The 20,018-nt window shown below is 36.0% G+C and carries 4 protein-coding genes; all 4 read left to right on the top strand.

Translation table 11 applies throughout. The features are described from left to right. Nucleotides 1-252 precede the first annotated feature (252 nt). The gene (locus tag BLU40_RS12380) at nucleotides 253-13,638 is read left to right on the top strand and encodes a T9SS type B sorting domain-containing protein (protein ID WP_175454788.1); all 13,386 of its coding nucleotides are present in this window, start codon (nucleotides 253-255) and stop codon (nucleotides 13,636-13,638) included. Between the two features lie 75 nt (nucleotides 13,639-13,713). Further along, the gene (locus BLU40_RS12375) at nucleotides 13,714-14,616 is read left to right on the top strand and encodes a PorP/SprF family type IX secretion system membrane protein (protein ID WP_090123974.1); all 903 of its coding nucleotides are present in this window, start codon (nucleotides 13,714-13,716) and stop codon (nucleotides 14,614-14,616) included. 12 nt (nucleotides 14,617-14,628) lie between these two features. After that, entirely contained in the window at nucleotides 14,629-16,215 is a 1,587-nt protein-coding gene (locus BLU40_RS12370) for an OmpA family protein (protein WP_090123972.1), read from the top strand. Nucleotides 16,216-16,698: 483 nt separating this feature from the next. After that, the coding region (locus BLU40_RS12360) for an Ig-like domain-containing protein (protein ID WP_217633397.1) at nucleotides 16,699-20,018 on the top strand (3,320 nt) is incomplete at its 3' end.

The raw sequence follows: 20,018 nt of genomic DNA, 5'->3' as shown, positions 1-20,018 counted from the left end.
TTGGATTGTAATTCAACATGAGAATCAATAAAATTATTACTAACCCAAACTGAAAATCAACTTTTTTAGCTGGTATTTCTAGAATAAAAACATGTAAAAATCTTAAATTAAATTTTAAGAGTTTTTGTGTATATAGTAAAATTAAAAATATTAATTAATCAAATAAATATGAAAAACAATTACTTTATTTCAAAATTTGGTGAGATAAATCTGAAAAAAGCAAGGACAACTATGTTGTTTTTGACTTTTTTTATGTTTACACTCACGTCTGTTTTTGCCCAGTTTGGTGTTGGAGGAGCAGATAATAATAATGGAGATGTGAGATTGGTTTATTTAAATCAGAATCATATTGAAGCGTTGAGCGCTACTGGAACAACTAATGAAATTTCGGTACAATCTTTAAAAGGAGCACCGCAACAATTACATTCCTTAAGGGTGCAGGTACAGTTACCTCCAGGGGTGTTATATACGGCTTCATCTATTCTTATTACAGATAATAATGCAGGTGTTGGTACATTTGTATTAGCTGAGGATGATATAACTGATTTAAACGCTCCAATTTTTTCAATTTTCAACAATGGAAATGAAACAGATATTTGGGATGCAGGTGATTATGTTAACTTTACTTTTGAACGAACTGCAAATTGTGATGCTGTTACTTATAAAGAAGCAGGTAATTCATTTAAAGATAATGTAGAAATAACTTATGAGAAGACATTAGTAGGTCCACAAACAGCAACAGACATAAACCCATTAATTGGAAATTATGATTTGTTAGCAGCTTCATTGTCTATAGAAGCCATAACTCCTGTCAATGGAATAGTTGGTGGAGGTAATGTTCATACTAGAAATGTTTCAGACATAAATGGTGGTAATGCAAGTATTTCTCAAGGACAACATATTGTAGATGTTGGTTCAAGTATTTTAAATTATACCTTATCATATAATGGTAATTTATTAACTCCAGATGCTGGCTCATCTACAGCTACACATTTAGTATATAATTATGATTTAAATGTAGCGCCATATAATGTTGCTACTACAGATGAAGATGGTGATGGCTTATTTGAAGGTGGAGAAAAATTAACCTTTGAAGAAAGTTTTGAGTTAACAGACTGTGTTGATACGACTATTAATCATATTACGCAATGGACCTGTCAAGCTTCACAAATTACAACAGGTAATGTGTTGTTTGGAGTTCAAAGTCCAAACTTGTCAATTACAAAAAATGTTAATTCTATAAATTTAGGGCAAACAAATCATGTTAAATTAACAATAACCAATAATGGTACAGGAGCTGCGGCTTGGGCACAAGATTTTTTATTCAATTTAGGATTGGGTAGAAATGGAGAAGTGGGTGGAACAACATATACTACAAATCCACATACAGGTCCAGAAGCATATGATACTAGGTCGTTTACAAATTTTACACTTGGAAATGCACAGGTAGCATTTACTCCAGTACCTTGGGCTTCAAATAGAGGAGGTACAGTTCCTACAGTTTCAGGAACTTGGGGGTCAACACTTACGATTGCTCCTGATACTTTTGGAACTGATCCAGATGATTTGGGTACAGGTTTAGAAGATATTGATGGTGATGGCTTTTTTGATGATATTGCTCCGGGAGGTTCTGTTGTAATAGAGTTTGATTATACGCCAGATCCAACTTCAAAAATGAATTGTAGTATTGGTAGTAAGCAATTTATGTATTGGCAACATGTGTATGTAGATGCGCTTGTAAAAGACCAATGTAATACACCAAGACCAACAGTAGGTGATGATTTAGGTTACAATAACTTTATGAGAGATAGAGGAGTAGCTACTACTTTTGAACAAGATACAGATATATTAGAAGGGGTTCCTTTTAATGTAACTTTACAACCGAAAATGTTTTCAAATTTTACTCATAATGGACATGCTTTCTTTAATAATAATACAGATAGTGAGTTTGAAGTTTCAATTATTGCTCCAAGGGGTATTAGTGTTGTGGGATTTGATACAGGAACTATGCCTCCTGGCTTTAGTCAAGTTATAGATCCAAGTGATTCATATGTGCCAGGGGTTGATAATGGTACAGGTACTAATATTATTACCTATACAACAACAGATTTATCGCATGCTAGTGGTTATTACTCAGGTAATTTTCCTTTTCCATTGGTGATGGATTGTACTGAATTGTTATTTGGAGGTACTCAAACCGTTATTAATATAAGTTACGAAACAAAATTAAGACTTACAGGTGGGGCTACTAATCCTTTACTTGAATATGATATCCATTGTGGTGATTTTGAACCTATAATAGAACATTCATGTAATCCCCCTTGTCAAGGTCCAAATATTACAGGACTTGACGCTTATAGAATTACAGCAGGTTGGGCAGATCCTTCTATGACTTCAAAGGTTGATTTAACAGCTACAAATATTGACGGTTCACCAATGTATGAATTAGATAAATATTTAGCAGGTGATGAAATGATGGTTGAAACTACTGGTTTTATGAGTAATTTAGAATCAGATAATTTGTATTTTGTTCAAACATATATAACAGATGGTACAGCAGGAACAGGGGTTGATGATATTGAATTTTTGAGAGGTACTGTGAAAATAAATGGAGGAACCGAAATTCCTTTTGATAATGTTTCACATCCCCCAGTTATTACTGGTTCGGCAACTAATCATAGTTTAAGGTATAATTTGTCTTTTGCACTTGCAAGTAACTTAAATGATACTGATACTTTTGAAGTGAATTTTGTGTATCGTTTTAACACAGATAAACCTTATAATCAAAACTATCATATACTTGCTGGGTTTAGAGGAAGATATCAAGTTGAAGAGACGCTAACAGGTACAACTTCTGGTTTAGCAAATGATAATGATAATGATGGTGTTGCAAATGAGACAATAAGTTGTTTTGATTGGGGAGATCAAGTAGGGTATTTAAAACCAAGAAATCACCCATATGGTAGTTATAATGAAACTTTTAAATATTGTGAAGAACCGAAACTATCATTGTATAATGATTATATTCAGGAAAATGCAGGTAAATTACATCCAGGAGAGTATAGACCAGTAAGTATGATACAATCTACGGTGTTAACAATACCAGATGGATTAAGTATTAGTGCTATTGACCAATATACTAATATGGGTACTTTTTCTTTAAGTGCCGGACAGTTAGATATTTCACCAGCTCTAGGTACAGTAGGCGTAAATACGTATACTATAACACCAAACAGAGCAAATGGTTATATAGATATGGACCAAAGGTCTGGGGGGTCTTATAGAATGCATGTAACGGTTAAAGGAAGTTGTGAGTTGCAAGAAGGTGGTTCTCCGTTACCTGCGGTTGAAGCAACAACAATAGTTCAGCATTTAGCATATACAGATACACCAATTCCAAGTCAATTATTAACAAGAACACCTTCTGTTAATTTAGATTATTTAAAACCTACATATATTATTCAACCAATGATAAGTTCAACAGTAGTTGGGCATAGTCCTGAAGCTGAATTTGATATAAATGTTGCAAATACAAGTGCAATAGGTGGTGATGTTGGTTTTAATTGGATTTATGTTCCACAAACAACAAATATTACTGTAACAGGTGCTGATGATATTACAGCGCCTTTAAGTCCTGTAGCATTAAACGTAGTTGAAATAAATGGGAATTCATATATTGAAATTGGAGGCTTAAATGTTTCTCAATCTAAAAATATTAGAGTAAAAGCAACGTATACGAGTTGTACAGATATTCCTGTAGACTTTAGTTTAGGTTGGAATTGCGATGCTTACCCAACAGATTATTCTTCAGTTACTGCAGCTTGTTATGATAACTCAACTCAGTTAACATTGCAGCCTGCTTTAGCGCAAATTCAGCAAAGTATTACAGCTCAACCAATGGGTGCAGTAAATATGTGTGATCCGTTTGTAGTAGATGTTGAATATCTAAGTGCACAACCAGGTACGGTAGTTGACGCTGTTGCTTCAGTTCAAGTATTTAATGGGGTAGCGGCTTTAGATGTTAATCAAGTTCAAGTTGAATATCCTTCGGGATCTGGAAATTGGGAGGATGTTACTTCTTCTGTTGTAACAGGAACAGATACATACTCTGTAAACATTACACATTCAGCCTTAACTCCATTTGGAGGAATACCAGGAACAGGAGCAGTTGGTGCAACACCAAGTGATAGATCAGCAAATGTTCGTTTCACTTTACAAACAACTTGTGATTACGTTTCAAATTCTGCATTGTCATTTATTGTAAATGGAGATAGAACTTGTGGAGAACCAAGTGTTGGAAATGGAAGTAGATCTTTAACAAATGGAATTCAAGTAAATGGATTGTCAGCAACTTATGATGCTTTAGCAACAATAACATTACCAGGATTAGCTGATCCTAATGGAGGACATATTGACGGTTGCTCAGCGCAGGAAACAATAAATATTCTAACTACAATTTCTGAGTTGCCTGCAGTACCAGGAGCAACAACAGGTGCGAATGATTATGGTAGAGTTAATTTACCTACAGGAGTTACTTACGTAGGTGGAAGTTTTGTAAATGTTGGTGTAAACGTGGTAACTTTAGTAAGTTCTACAGATTCAGAATTAGTTATACAATATCCAGCAGGGTTAGGAGATACTGAAATTACAGAGTTTAATTTTGATATAATACCAGATGCTGGCTATTGTGCAGAGAATGCAGAAGTTAGTTTTACTAATTATGTAGATCAAACTCCTGGAGGTACATGTGGAGGTACAGCTTGTGGAACAAGTTTAATTTCTACAGGAAGTACAAGAGAAAATTTAGATATTAACAAAGCAGCAGTTGCAATTAATTTAGATTCGGCACTTGCAAGTGTTAGTTTTGCAAATGAATTAATAACTGCTAGTTTTACAATAGATAATAGTTCAGCAGTAGATGTAACGCCACCATCAGTTATAAAAGCATTTTATGATGCAAATGGAGATGGAGTTTATGATATTGGTGATTTAGAATTAGGAAGTCATGATATAACAGCAACAATTCCAGCAGGAGGTTCAGTAACAGAAAGTATTCAGTTTACAGCAACACCAAGTCAAGCTTGTAACATTTTATTGGTTATGAATGTGGATGATAATCCTTGTATTTGTTTACCAGCAAGTGTAGATATGGGTTCTCCAAGTGTTTTAGAGGGCGTTGCAGGATCAGACATTCCAGTATGTGAGACCTATGATAGTGTAGAGTTGGGAGCAGTAAGTAATCCTGATTACACATATTCTTGGACAGGAGCAAGTGCAGTAGAAGAAGCATATTTAGACAATTTAAATACAGCACAACCAAACTTTACGTATTCGGGAGCATCTTTAGCATCTGTAACTACGTTTAGTTATACGGTAACCATTACGCGTCCGGGCGGTTGTACATCAGTTGATACAGTTGATGTAACTGTAAACCCATCACCAGAAGCGCCAGTAATAGATTCAAGTGAGGTAGATGTATGTTCAAATGAATATATGACGGTAACATTTGGCAACAGTTTAGCAGCCAATGAAGTTATCAAAGTTTGGAAAAACGCAGCATTAACCACAGAGGCGAATGCACCTAATACGAGTGGTATTTGGACATCAACGGAATTATTTCCAGCAGGAACAGGAACTTTATATGCTACGGTAGAAAATACTGTTACGGGATGTAGATCAGATGTATTATTAATTCCATATACATCAACAGATTGTGTAACGGACTTGGTAACTACTAAGGTTGTAGATGTAGCATCTCCATCAGTAGGAGATACCATTATTTATACAATTACAGTAAGAAATGATGGTCCAAGTGGAGATCAAGAAGTTACTTTGACAGATGTTTTACCATCAGGAGTAAGTTATGTGAGTGATGATTCATCAGGAGCTTATACCGATTCAACAGGAGAATGGTTGATAGGAGATTTAGCAAATGGAGCGACAGCGACATTAAATATTACGGCAACTGTTGACACAAGTGCAGCAGCAAGTTCAGTAACAAATAGTACAACAGCAGCAGCAGGGACTTATACCGATACGACTGATACTACAGGGGATATTTTGGATGCGACTATAGTTGTAGCAGACTTAGTAATTTTAGCAAGAGATGATGATTTTACAGGTACACCAGTAAATGGATATGAAGGTAATCCTACATTAGGAAATATTTTACCAAATAATGGTTTGGGTGCTGATAGTTTAAATGGCACGCCAGTAGCAATAGGATTGGTAACAGTAAGTTTCCCAGTAGCACCAACGGTAGATGGAGGAGCAATTCCAGCAGGTAGTTTAGCACCTTTAGTTGACCCAGCAACTGGTGCTGTAAGTGTCCCAGCGGGAACACCAGCAGGAGATTACACGATACCATATACTATATGTGAGATTGCAAACCCAACAAATTGTACATCGGCAAGTGTTTTTGTACGAGTAACAGCAGCAGTAATTTTAGCAGAGGATGATGATTATACGTCAACGCCAGTAGATGGAGCAGTAGGAGATTCAAATGTAGGAAATGTTTTAGTAGACAATGGAGCAAATGCAGATACATTAAATGGGGAGCAAGCAGAATTAGATGAGGTAGATATTACGGTAACAGCAGCCGCTACTTCTATTAATGGAGGGCCAGTACCTAGTTTAGATGCGACAACAGGAGTTGTAAGTGTGCCAGCAGGCACACCTGCGGGAACTTACACGATAGATTATAATTTATGTGAGGAGTTAAATCCAACAAATTGTGATCCAGCAAGAGTAACGGTTGTTGTGGAAGAAGCAACGATAGTTGCTACGGATGATCCATTTGGACCAATTAACAGTATAGATGGAGGACTAACCACAAGTGTATTAGACAATGATACATTGAATGGAAGTTCAATCAACCCATCAGATATTACGTTGACACCAGGAACTGCGCCAACACCAACAGATGGAAGCATTACAATGAATGCAGATGGAACTATAAGCATAGCACCAGGAACAACACCAGGAGTTTATTCATATCCATATACTATTTGTGAGAATTTAAATACTGTAAGCCCACCAACGCCAGGGAACTGTGAAACAGCAATAGCTACAATCACAGTAGTACCAGCAACAATAGAGGCACAAGATGACGACTTTAGTTCAACTCCAGTAAATGGATTGGAAGGGGAGTCTTTAGTAGGAAATATTTTAACAAGTGATACAGGAGATGGTGTTGATACCTTAAATGGTTCACAAGCTTTAGCGAGTGATGTAACGATTACTACAGGTACTATGATGTTTGATGATGGAACAGGAGCAGTACCAGCAATGGGAACAGTTCCAGTAGTAGATACAGCAACCGGAAATGTATCGGTACCAGCGGGTACACCAGCAGGAACGTATACTATAGATTATACGATTTGTGATGATTTAACACCAAATCCACCGCCACCAGGCAATTGTGATACAGCAACAATAACGGTAGTTGTAGAAGCAGCAGTAATAAATGCAGAAGATGATGATTATTCATCAACACCTGTAGATGGTTTAGTAGGAGGATTAGTGCCAGGTGCAAATGTTTTAGATGATGATACGTTAAATAATGTAGGCGGTATTACAACAGCAGATGTTGCAATTACCAGCACACCAACAGGTCCATTAACAGTTAATGCAGACGGTACAGTAAGTGTAGCGGCAAATACACCATCAGGTAGTTATATGATAGATTACACAATTTGTGAGGTATTAAACCCAACAAATTGTGATACGGCAACAGTAACGGTAGTTGTAGAGGCAACTATTGAAGCTACAGATGATGATTTTAGTGGTTCACCAGTTCTAGGTTATTTAGGAGGAGCAGTAGGAAATGTATTAGATAACAGTTTAATGCCATCGGGAGATGATACAGTAAATGGAGTTGTAGCAACAGTAGCAGCAGTAGATATTACAATAGATACACCAGCAGTTTCAATAGGAGGAGCACCAGTACCAGTATTAGATCCAGTAACAGGAGATGTAAGTGTACCAGCAGGTACACCAGCAGGTACATATACAATTGCTTATACCATTTGTGAAGATTCAACACCAACAAATTGTGATGATGCTACAGTAACCGTAGTTGTAGAAGCAGATCCAATTGATGCGGTAGATGATGCACCAGCAAGTCCAGTAAATGGATTAGAGGGAGAAGTTGGAGTTGTCAATGTATTTGATAATGATACGTTGAATGGAGCTCCAGTAGTACCATCAGATGTTACTTTAACATTGGTAACAGCAGATCCAGAAGGGGCATTGACTTTAAATGGAGATGGAACAGTTGATGTAGCGCCAGGTACACCAGCAGGAACATATGAGTTAGACTATGAAATATGTGAGGTATTAAACCCAACAAATTGTTCTATTGCTACTGTAACAGTGATTGTAGAAGCTGCAGAGATTTTAGCAGAAGATGATGATTACAGTGCAAGTCCAGTAAATAGTTTAGATGGAAGTTCTAATGTAGGAAATGTACTTTCAGACAATGGAGTTGGAGCAGACACGTTGAATGGAGTACCGGTTGATATAGATGCTGTTGATTTAACAGTAACAACACCAGCGGTACCATTAACACCAGGAGCAACAGTTCCAGAGATTGATGTAACAACGGGAACAGTAAGTGTTCCAGCAGGCACACCGGCAGGAGTTTATACAATTACGTATAGTATTTGTGAGGAGTTGAATCCAACAAACTGTGATGATGCATTAGTAACTGTAGTTGTAGAACCATCAGAGATCTTAGCACAAGATGACGACTTTAGTTCAAGTCCGGTAAATGGATTAGAAGGGGAGTCTTTAGTAGGAAATATTTTAACAAGTGATACAGGAGATGGTGTTGACACGTTAAATGGAGTTCAAGCTTTAGCGAGTGATGTAACCATTACAGTTGACACACCAGCAGTTTCGATAGGAGGAGCACCAGTACCAGAGGTTGATCCAGCAACAGGAAATGTAAGTGTACCAGCGGGAACCCCTGCAGGAACTTATACGATAGATTATACGATTTGTGATAATTTAACACCGACACCACCAGGTAATTGTGATTCAGCAGTTGTAACGGTAGTTGTGGAGGCAGCTCCAATAGTTGCAGAGGATGATGTAATAGCAGGAGGAAATGGATTAGACGGAACACCAGATGCAGGAAATATTTTAGGAGATAATGACAATGGATATGATACTTTAAACGGAGTAGCAACAGATGTTTCAGAAGTAGTTATAGATGTTTCAGATACATCTATGTTATTTGATGATGGAACAGGCGCAGTTCCAGTGACGGGTATTGTACCATTAATAGATGAATCAACAGGAATTGTAAGTATTCCACCAGGTACACCAGCAGGAGACTACATTGTTGATTATACGATTTGTGAGTTATTAAATCCAACAAATTGTGATCCAGCGACAGTAACAATCACTGTTGATGCAGCACCTATAGTTGCAGAGGATGATTTAATAGATGGCGGAAATGGATTAGATGGCACACCAGTTGCCGGAAATGTATTGTCTGACAATGGCGATGGAGAGGATACGTTAAATGGAGTACCAACAGATATTACAGAGGTTGATATAACAGTTGATACACCAGCAACGCCTATTAATCCAGGAGACCCAGTACCAAGTTTAGATCCAGTAACAGGAGATGTAAGTGTGCCAGCAGGTACACCAGCAGGAGATTATGAGATAGAGTATACAATTTGTGAGCAGTTAAATCCAACAAATTGTGATACAGCAGTTGTAACTATTGCGGTAGATGTACCAGTAATTGATGCGGTAGATGATGATTACAGTTCGAGTCCAGTAAATGGATTGGATGGAGAGCCAAACGTAGGAAATGCCTTAGACAATGATACGTTAAATGGAGTATCAGTAGTATTATCAGATGTAGCTATTACCATTGACACACCAGCAGCTTCAATTGCAGGAGCACCGGTGCCGTTATTAGATCCGGTAACAGGAATTGTAAGTGTACCAGTAGGTACGCCAGCAGACACTTATACTATTGAGTATACGATTTGTGAGAATTTAAATCCAACAAATTGTGATACAGCTATTATAACGGTAGAAGTAGAAGCGCCAGTAATAGATGCGGTAGATGATGCACCAGCAAGTCCAGTAAATGGATTAGAGGGAGAAGTTGGAGTTGTCAATGTATTTGATAATGATACGTTGAATGGAGCTCCAGTAGTACCATCAGATGTTACTTTAACATTGGTAACAGCAGATCCAGAAGGGGCATTGACTTTAAATGGAGATGGAACAGTTGATGTAGCGCCAGGTACACCAGCAGGAACATATGAGTTAGACTATGAAATATGTGAGGTATTAAACCCAACAAATTGTTCTATTGCTACTGTAACAGTGATTGTAGAAGCTGCAGAGATTTTAGCAGAAGATGATGATTACAGTGCAAGTCCAGTAAATAGTTTAGATGGAAGTTCTAATGTAGGAAATGTACTTTCAGACAATGGAGTTGGAGCAGACACGTTGAATGGAGTACCGGTTGATATAGATGCTGTTGATTTAACAGTAACAACACCAGCGGTACCATTAACACCAGGAGCAACAGTTCCAGAGATTGATGTAACAACGGGAACAGTAAGTGTTCCAGCAGGCACACCGGCAGGAGTTTATACAATTACGTATAGTATTTGTGAGGAGTTGAATCCAACAAACTGTGATGATGCATTAGTAACTGTAGTTGTAGAACCAGCACCAATAGATGCTGTAAATGACTTAGTAACAGATATAGATGGTTATAATGGAGATCCAGATGTAGGAAACGTACTTTCAGACAATGGAAGTGGATCAGACACTTTAAATGGTGTTCCAGTATTGATAGATGATGTAACAATTGCAGTGGTAACACCAGCAGTACCAGTAACACCAGGAGCACCAGTTCCAGTTATAGATCCAGTAACAGGGATTATAAGTGTACCACCGGGAACACCAGGCGGAAGTTATGATATCGAATATCAAATTTGTGAGGAGTTGAACCCTACAAATTGTGATACAGCTATAGTTACTGTAGAAGTAAATGAAAGTGCAGATTTAACGCTATTAAAAGAAGTTGATGTAGCTACACCAAATGTTGGAGATACTGTAAACTTTACTATTACGTTAACCAATAATGGATTGAACGATGCAACAGGAGTAAATGTTGTAGATCAATTACCATCAGGATATACCTTTGTAAGTGCAACAGCATCAGTAGGAACATATGATGCGTTTACAGGATCTTGGAATGTAGGATCGGTAGTGGCAACAATGAATGAGACCTTGGTTATTTCAGCAATTGTAAATGCCACAGGAGATTATACAAATACAGCAGAAGTAACCTCAGTAGATCAAGAAGATCCAACATCAACACCAGGAAATAATGATCCAAGTGAAGATGATTATGATGAGGCAACAACTACACCAGTAGCGATTGCAGATTTAGTAACAACGAAAGTAGTTGATCAAACCACGGCAAATGTTGGAGATGTAGTTCAGTTTACATTAACAGTTGTAAACAATGGGCCAAGTCCAGCAACAGGAGTTATGTTAGCAGATCAATTACCAGCAGGGTTAACTTATGTAAGTCATATAGCAACAGGCGGAACAGTAAATACATATTCAGATACATCTGGAGTTTGGAGTATAGGAGATGTAGCAATAAACGGTTCAGCAGTGTTGATATTAAATGCTGAAGTTGATGCAGCTCAGGCAGGAAATAACATTACCAATGTTACTACTCCAGCAGCAGGAAATGAAGCAGATCCAACAACAGATGGAGATGATTTAGAAGAAACAGTTTATGTAACAAGTGCAGATTTAGCAGTTACAAAAACGGTAGATGATGCCACTCCAAATGAAGGAAATGTCATTACTTATGTTATCGAGGTTGTAAACAATGGACCAGATACAGCAACAGGTGTTAGTTTGGTAGATAATTTACCAGTAGGGGTTACTTATGTAAGTTCAACAACAGCATACGGGGCTTTTAATAGTGGATCAGGAGAATGGATGATCGGTACGCTTTCATCAGGAGCAACGGCAAGCTTAACAATTATGGCAAGCATTGATGATGGAACTGTTGGAGCAACAATTACCAATACAACAAGTCCGGTGCTATCAGATCAAGAAGATCCAGACCCATCGAACAACGTAGGAAGTGTAAGTGTAGTACCAGTAGCAGTTATCGACTTAAGTTTAACAAAAACAATTGTTGATGATGTAACGGCACCATTAGTAGGAGATCAAATTACTTTTGAAATAAGAGTAATAAATGAAGGGCCAACTACGGCAACAGGCGTTCAGGTAACAGAGTTAATACCATCAGGATATGACTTTGTAAACTATAGTTCAACAATAGGAACTTATGATCCACCAACAGGATTATGGAACATTGGAAATGTAGAAGTTGGTAATACAGCTGTCTTATTAGTAGATGTTTTAGTTTTAGAAAGTGGAGAATATGAAAACTGTGCAGAGATTATTGCAGCCAATGAAGACGATGTAGATTCTACACCGGGTAATGGAGATGCAACAGAAGACGATTATGACTGTGCAGCAACGGTACCAGTAGCAGAGTTAGACTTAGCAATTGTAAAAACAGTTGTAGATGGTAATATGACACCTAATGTAGGAGATGTAATTACATTTGAAATACAGTTAACAAATAATGGACCATTAGATGGAACAGAGGTAACGGTATTAGATAATTTATTACCATTATCATACACATTTGTAAACTACAGTTCAACAGTAGGAACATATGATGAGATTACAGGAATTTGGAATGTAGGCGAGATTGAGTCTAATGATACAGAAGTGTTATTAATAGATGTTATTGTAGAAGCAGACGGCGATGCAACAAGCTATACCAACTGTGCATTAGTAGCGGGTGTTCATCAGGTAGATATTGATGCCACAAATGATGAATCTTGTATTACATTAGCTCCAGTTCAAGTAGCAGATTTAGAGTTAACAAAAGATGTTGACAATTTAGAGCCAGTAGCTGAAACAAATGTAGACTTTACAATCAATTTAATGAATGTAGGTCCAAGTACGGCAACAGGGGTTCAAGTGCTAGACTTGTTACCATCAGGATATGACTTTGTAAGTGCCACTACTACGGTAGGAACTTATGATGCTACTACAGGATTATGGAATGTAGGTACAGTATTAAATGGAGACACAGAAACGTTAGTTGTAACGGCGTATGTGAAGCCATATGGAGATTGGTTAAACCAAGCAGAAGTAACAGCAGCCAATGAGTTAGATATAGACTCTACACCAGGTAATGGAGATATCTACGAAGACGATATGGCAGAGATTGCAACAGCTCCAATAGTACTATTAACTATTCCAGAAGGGTTTACACCAGATGGAGATGGTATTAATGATGTGTTTGAGATAGAACATTTAGAAGTATTGTATCCAAACTTTAGTATGGAGATTGTAAATAGATATGGAAATATAGTTTATGAATATAAGCACAATGGAAATGAGAATACGACACCTACTTGGTGGGATGGATATTCAGATGGTCGTTGGAACTTAAGTTCAGATATGTTACCAGCAGGAACATATTTCTATACGATTTACTTTAACAACGATGAGCGTAAGCCTCAAACAGGTTGGATATATTTAAGAAAATAAAAACAGTAAAAAACAGAGAGGAAAGAGCTGTAAAAACTCTTTTCTCTCTTCTAAATCATATTTTAAACTAGGTTTATGAAAAAAATAAAAATACTTTTAAGCGTTTTAGTTTTGATGTCCGCGAGCACGGTTTTCGGACAGCAAGATCCGCAATACACACAATACATGTACAATATGAATGTATTGAACCCAGCCTATGCTGGTTCTATGGGAATAGGGAGTATAGGATTATTGGGGAGAACACAATGGGTAGGAGTTGAAGGCGCTCCTCAAACGGTTACTTTAAATGCACACACACCATTGGGTAATAATTTAGGAGGAGGATTGTCAATTATCCACGATGAGATTGGTCCCGTAAAGGAAGACAACATTTATGTAGATTTATCTTACACGATACACACATCAGAAGAAGGAAGGTTAGCCTTTGGACTTAAAGCCGGTGTAACTCTTTTAGACGTAAGAGAAACCATTATGGTTGATCCAGATCCGTTGAATGTTCCAATAAACGAAACATCACCAAACTTTGGAGCAGGTATCTATTATTATACAGATAAGTTTTACTTAGGATTATCTGCACCCAACTTTTTAGAGACCCGTCATTTAGAAAAAGATGGAGGAGTTATTAGTTCAGCATCAGAGAAGATGCACTACTTTTTAACATCAGGTTATGTGTTTAATATAGCTCATAATTTAAAGTTAAAGCCATCAACTATGATAAAAGCTACAGCAGGCGCACCATTATCAGTAGATCTTTCGGCAAATTTATTAGTAGATGAGAAGTTTGAAGTAGGGCTATCACACCGATTAGATGATTCTATAAGTGGTATGGTTGGATTTCAAGTAAATGAAGATTTTAGAATAGGTTATGCCTATGACCATACGATTACACGTTTTGGAGATTTTAACTCAGGAAGTCATGAGATTATGTTATTATTTAATTTTAATAGAAAGAACTTAAAGAGTCCAAGATTCTTCTAAAAAGCGATAAAGATGAGAAAACTTACCCTTATATTACTTGTTTTTTGTGTTGGAATGGTAACCGCGCAAGAGGCTAATTATACAATAAAGAATATTGATCAAAACACAAAGTACTCTGATTTTGGAGTTTCTTATTATGGAGAGAATGAAGCTGTTTTTGCATCAAGTAGACGAGATAAAGCTGTACGCAAACGCGTATGGGTTTTTAACAAGCAACCTTTTTTAGAGTTGTATAAAGGAGCTGTAACTTCAGAAGGAGAACTTACAGAGATAGAGCGATTTTCTAAGACTTTGAATACCAAGTATCATGAATCTAATGTAACATTTACAAAAGATTTAAAGACAGTTTACTTTTCAAGAAACAATTATTTAGATAAGAAGTTTAAGAAAGATACAACAGGAATGAACTTGATTCAGTTGTATAGAGCACAGATAGGAGATGAAGGAGAGTGGACTGATATTGAGGCTATGCCATTTAATAGTGATAATTATCAAACAGGACATCCGGTATTAAATGCAAAGGAAGACAAGTTGTATTTTACATCAGATATGCCAGGATCATTAGGTCAAACAGATATTTATGTTGTTGATATCCATAGCGATGGTAGTTTTGGAACGCCTAAGAATTTAGGTCCAAATGTAAATACAAGAAAAAAAGAGATGTTTCCATATATAGATGCGAATGATGTATTGTATTTTTCATCCAATGGATATGAAGACGGAAAAGGAGGCTTAGATATTTATGTAACTAAGATATTAGGAGGTGAAGGTATAGAAGAATCTAGAAATTTAGGATTCCCAATCAATACAGAGAAAGATGATTTTAGTTTAGTATTTAGAGAAGGAAAACGAGATGGGCATTTTTCATCGAACCGAAAAGGGGGAAAAGGCGATGATGATATTTATTACTTTAAAGAATTAGAGCCAATATCATTTGAGTGTAATCAAATAGCCCAAGGAGTAGTAAGAGAGCGCGGAACCAAAGCGTTATTACCAGGAGCAAAAGTAGATTTATACAATGCTCAAGGAGAAGTTATAGAAAGTGTAATAGCAGACGATTTTGCAACATTTAAATTTAATGTAGATTGTAGAGAAGCATATAAGATAATAGGAAGTAAGAAAGATTATACAGAAGATACCGAGCAATTTACAACCTCAGAAGTACAAGATTTAGAGTTAAGTTTAGGTTTAACATTAGCGCCAAGTGAATTTGTGAAGATTAGAGGCTTAATGATGATTAATATCAATCCAATTTACTTTGATTTAGACAAATCATTTATTAGAGAAGATGCCGCTATAGAGTTGGAGAAAGTAGCACGTATAATGAAGAAGTATCCAGGTTTGAAGGTAGAATTAGGTTCACATACCGATAGTAGAGCACCAGACAAGTATAATTGGGCATTATCAGACAGAAGAGCACAATCATCATTAGCGTGGTTAATAGATCGAGGAGTAGATGCAGCAAATATCTCAGGAAAAGGATATGGAGAAACACAATTGGTAAATAAATGTTCAAATGATGTAAAATGTTCAGAAGCTGCACATCAATTAAATAGACGAACAGAATTTGTGATATTAAATCCAGATGTGATTAAATAGATATACTTTTAAAGATTTAATTTTCTTTATAAATAAAAAGAGTCTTACTTGTACAAGTAAGACTCTTTTTATTTATAAAGAGCGTGAAATAAGATATGAATGCATATTTTATCCGAAAAAAACGTAAAAATATTAGTATTAATTTCAAAAGTACAAGTTAGTGTTAAAATGGTGTTAAAGGTTAAATTTTATCATCCATTTGTTTATTTAATAATAATAAAATCAAAAAAAATATATTTTTGCAATACTAATCCAATTAAACAAATTATGAGTTTAAATGATTTCTAAAAAGAATTAAAAAAATTCAAAAATTTAAATATTAAGTAATTTGTAGCAGACCATTTTTATAGTAAAAATTTTAGAGTAAACTCTAAACGTAATAATCATTTTATTATTGTTAATAATGTGACTAATTAGAATAACTATGTGTCAAAAAGTAGTTAGTAAAAATAAAATTAAGAAGATAGAAATATAATTTTTTATATGATGAATAATAAATTAGTAATAGCAATTATTTTTTTACTTGGAGTTTCTTTTGTAGGAATAAAAGCACAGAGTCCTGTAGAGAGTTGGACAATTAGTTCTCAGTCAATTGGTGATGTTGACTCTTATAGTACATACAATTTTGGTCAAGGTGATAATGTTAGTATTGAAACAGTGACGTATAGTGGGCGTGTTTTTACAATACCTTTTCCAAGTCAAAGTTATACTATTAGAAGGAGAGATCTAACTCCAAATAGTAGCGGAGTTAATGTTGTAGGAAATAAAGCAAGTTTTTTTATTGAGCATTCTGGAAATACAAGTGTGTTGCTTCCTGGATTACCTGGAGTTCCGGGTAATATTGATTTAACATCATTATTAAGAGATTCGGATGTCAATCTTGGAGCTCTTGATGTATTTAAAAACACAGGAAATAATAGTGGAGATGAAGGGCCTCAGAATATAGAAAGAATTGATGTTATTTACCAGGCGTTAACAATTGGCAATAGTGCTGATTTAGATTTGAATGGGTTTTTAGCAACAGAAAAAAGTGGTAATAATCCATATAAAGTTGCAGCTATCTTAAGTGTAGATAGTAATGGAAACCCTAGTTCTTTTGGACCTTTAAAAACAATAAATTCTTCATCATATGGAAATCCTAACGTTTCGTCATATAACCCAGGGAGAAAATATGCTTTTTATGAAGATACCAATAGCGATAACTATCCAACGTATGTTAGAAGTTCCACGGAAAGAATGGGAGTTTCTATAATTACTTTTTCAGATTTAGGTATTTTACCAAATCAACCGTTTTATGGTGTTTCTTTTTTTGGAGATGATGTTAATGATAGTTATGACTTAGTAGATTATAATTCTTTCCCTAGTACTACTACTACTGGTGCAGATGTTCACGGTGGTTTAGGTACAATTGTAACTGCTACAGGTTTTGACCCTTTAGATGATGATGGAGATGGAGTTATTAATGAATATGATATTTGTAATGGATTTGATGATAATGCAGATAATGATAATGATAATATTCCTGACGGATGTGATTTAGATGATGATAATGATGGTATTTTGGATACTGAAGAATGTAACGCTACTATAGGAAATACTGGACCTTTTACAACAACAAACACTCAATTTTCTTTTACAGGAACTGGATGGAATAATTCAGCAATTTTAGACGCAATAACAATAGATGGAAAATCTTATACAGATTTTGTTGTTCCAGATGGTTATGCTGAAGGTTTTGCAACTGCTAACCAAAATCATGTATATGAAGTAACAAACAATGTAAACGGTAATACAGGCCCAACAGGAGATAATATTTCAAATCCTGATTGGAATAATTTAATACTTGATGCTTTTCAAGATAGAAATGTAAATCATTTTCAAAAACAAGATGGAGGTATTGTAGCTTCTGATTATTATAACCTTTATTATAATAACCCACTTTTAATTGGAGGGGATACATTTTTATTTATTTCTGAAAGAGGTGGAAATAACAATACAATAATTGAAGCTTATGATCCAAGTGGAGCTTATTTAGGTTCTCAAATTGTTTTGGTGGCTAATTCAGCAAATTATTTATCAACAAATGTTTTCGCAGAAAATGGTCAAGAAATAAAAATTGCCGTATATAATATTTCAGAATTAGGACCAGTAGGTTCAAGTATTGCATCTTTAAAAGTTATTAGTAACTCTACTGGAGATGCAGCTGATGGAAAAGTATTTATTTATACCGACCCTTTAGTTTGCCAAGATTCTGATGGAGATTCAATTCCAGATAAATTTGATAACGATAGTGATAACGATGGTTGTCCTGATGCTTTGGAAGGTAATGCAAGTGTAACAACAGCACAATTAGATGGTTTAGGTCAAATTACAGGAGGTGTTGATTCAAACGGAGTTCCAAGTTTAGTTTCTGGAGGTCAAAATGATGTAAGTTCAACAGATGATGATGTTGCTAGTTCAGAATGTACTCCAGTTGCTCAAAACGATGAAAGCTTAAATAATGATACTACAGAAAATGTTACCATAAATGTTCTTGAAGATAATGGTTCAGGTGTTGATTCAGATCCAAATGGAACGCTAGATGCTAGTACAGTTTCTATTACTACAACTGGAGCAGTTGATACAACTGGAGATGGAGATTTTGATACTTTAGTTGTTTCAGGCCAAGGAACTTGGACGTTAGATGAAGCAGGTAATATAACTTTCGACCCTGTTGATGGTTATATTGGAAACCCAACTCCAATAAATTATACTATTGAAGATGATGACGGGACAGTTTCTAATGAAGCAACAGTAACAATAACTTATGAACAAATACCACCAGTTGCAGATGATGAAACAGCAGTGACAACAATCAATACACCAGTAACAGTAGATGTATTAGAAGGAGATGTAGATCCAGATGGAGACGATTCAAACTTAGTCATCACAGAAGTAAATGGAACACCAATTACAGAAGGAGCAACAGTAACATTAGCAGATGGAACAGAAGTTACCTTAACATCGGGAGAGTTGGTAGTAACACCCCCAGCAGACAGTACAGATCCAATTAGTTTTGTATATACTGTAGAAGATGAAGACGGATTAACTGATGAAGGACAAGTTGATATTACATTGACACAAGAGCCACCAGTTGCAGATGATGAAACAGCAGTAACAACAATCAATACACCAGTAACAGTAGATGTATTAGAAGGAGATGTAGATCCAGATGGAGACGATTCAAACTTAGTGATCACAGAAGTAAATGGAACACCAATTACAGAAGGAGCAACAGTAACATTAGCAGATGGAACAGAAGTTACTTTAACATCAGGAGAGTTGGTAGTAACACCACCAGCAGACAGTACAGATCCAATTAGTTTTGTATATACTGTAGAAGATGAAGATGGATTAACCGATGAAGGACAAGTTGATATTACATTGACACAAGAGCCACCAGTTGCAGATGATGAAACAGCAGTAACAACAATCAATACACCAGTAACCGTAGATGTATTAGAAGGAGATGTAGATCCAGATGGAGACGATTCAAACTTAGTGATCACAGAAGTAAATGGAACACCAATTACAGAAGGAGCAACAGTAACATTAGCAGATGGAACAGAAGTTACTTTAACATCAGGAGAGTTGGTAGTAACACCCCCAGCAGACAGTACAGATCCAATTAGTTTTGTATATACTGTAGAAGATGAAGACGGATTAACTGATGAAGGACAAGTTGATATTACATTGACACAAGAGCCACCAGTTGCAGATGATGAAACAGCAGTAACAACAATCAATACNCCAGTAACAGTAGA

The sequence above is a fragment of the Lutibacter oricola genome (genome assembly GCF_900106565.1).
GTDB lineage: Bacteria > Bacteroidota > Bacteroidia > Flavobacteriales > Flavobacteriaceae > Lutibacter > Lutibacter oricola.
Note: the sequence above shows the minus strand (reverse complement) of the source record. Positions and strands in the feature narration are given on the sequence as shown.

What these genes read in the sequence shown, in the direction of transcription:
- BLU40_RS12370 (WP_090123972.1), top strand. Translation starts at nt 14,629, where the DNA reads ATGAGAAAACTTACCCTTATATTACTTGTTTTTTGTGTTGGAATGGTA.
- BLU40_RS12380 (WP_175454788.1), top strand. Translation starts at nt 253, where the DNA reads ATGTTTACACTCACGTCTGTTTTTGCCCAGTTTGGTGTTGGAGGAGCA.
- BLU40_RS12375 (WP_090123974.1), top strand. Translation starts at nt 13,714, where the DNA reads ATGAAAAAAATAAAAATACTTTTAAGCGTTTTAGTTTTGATGTCCGCG.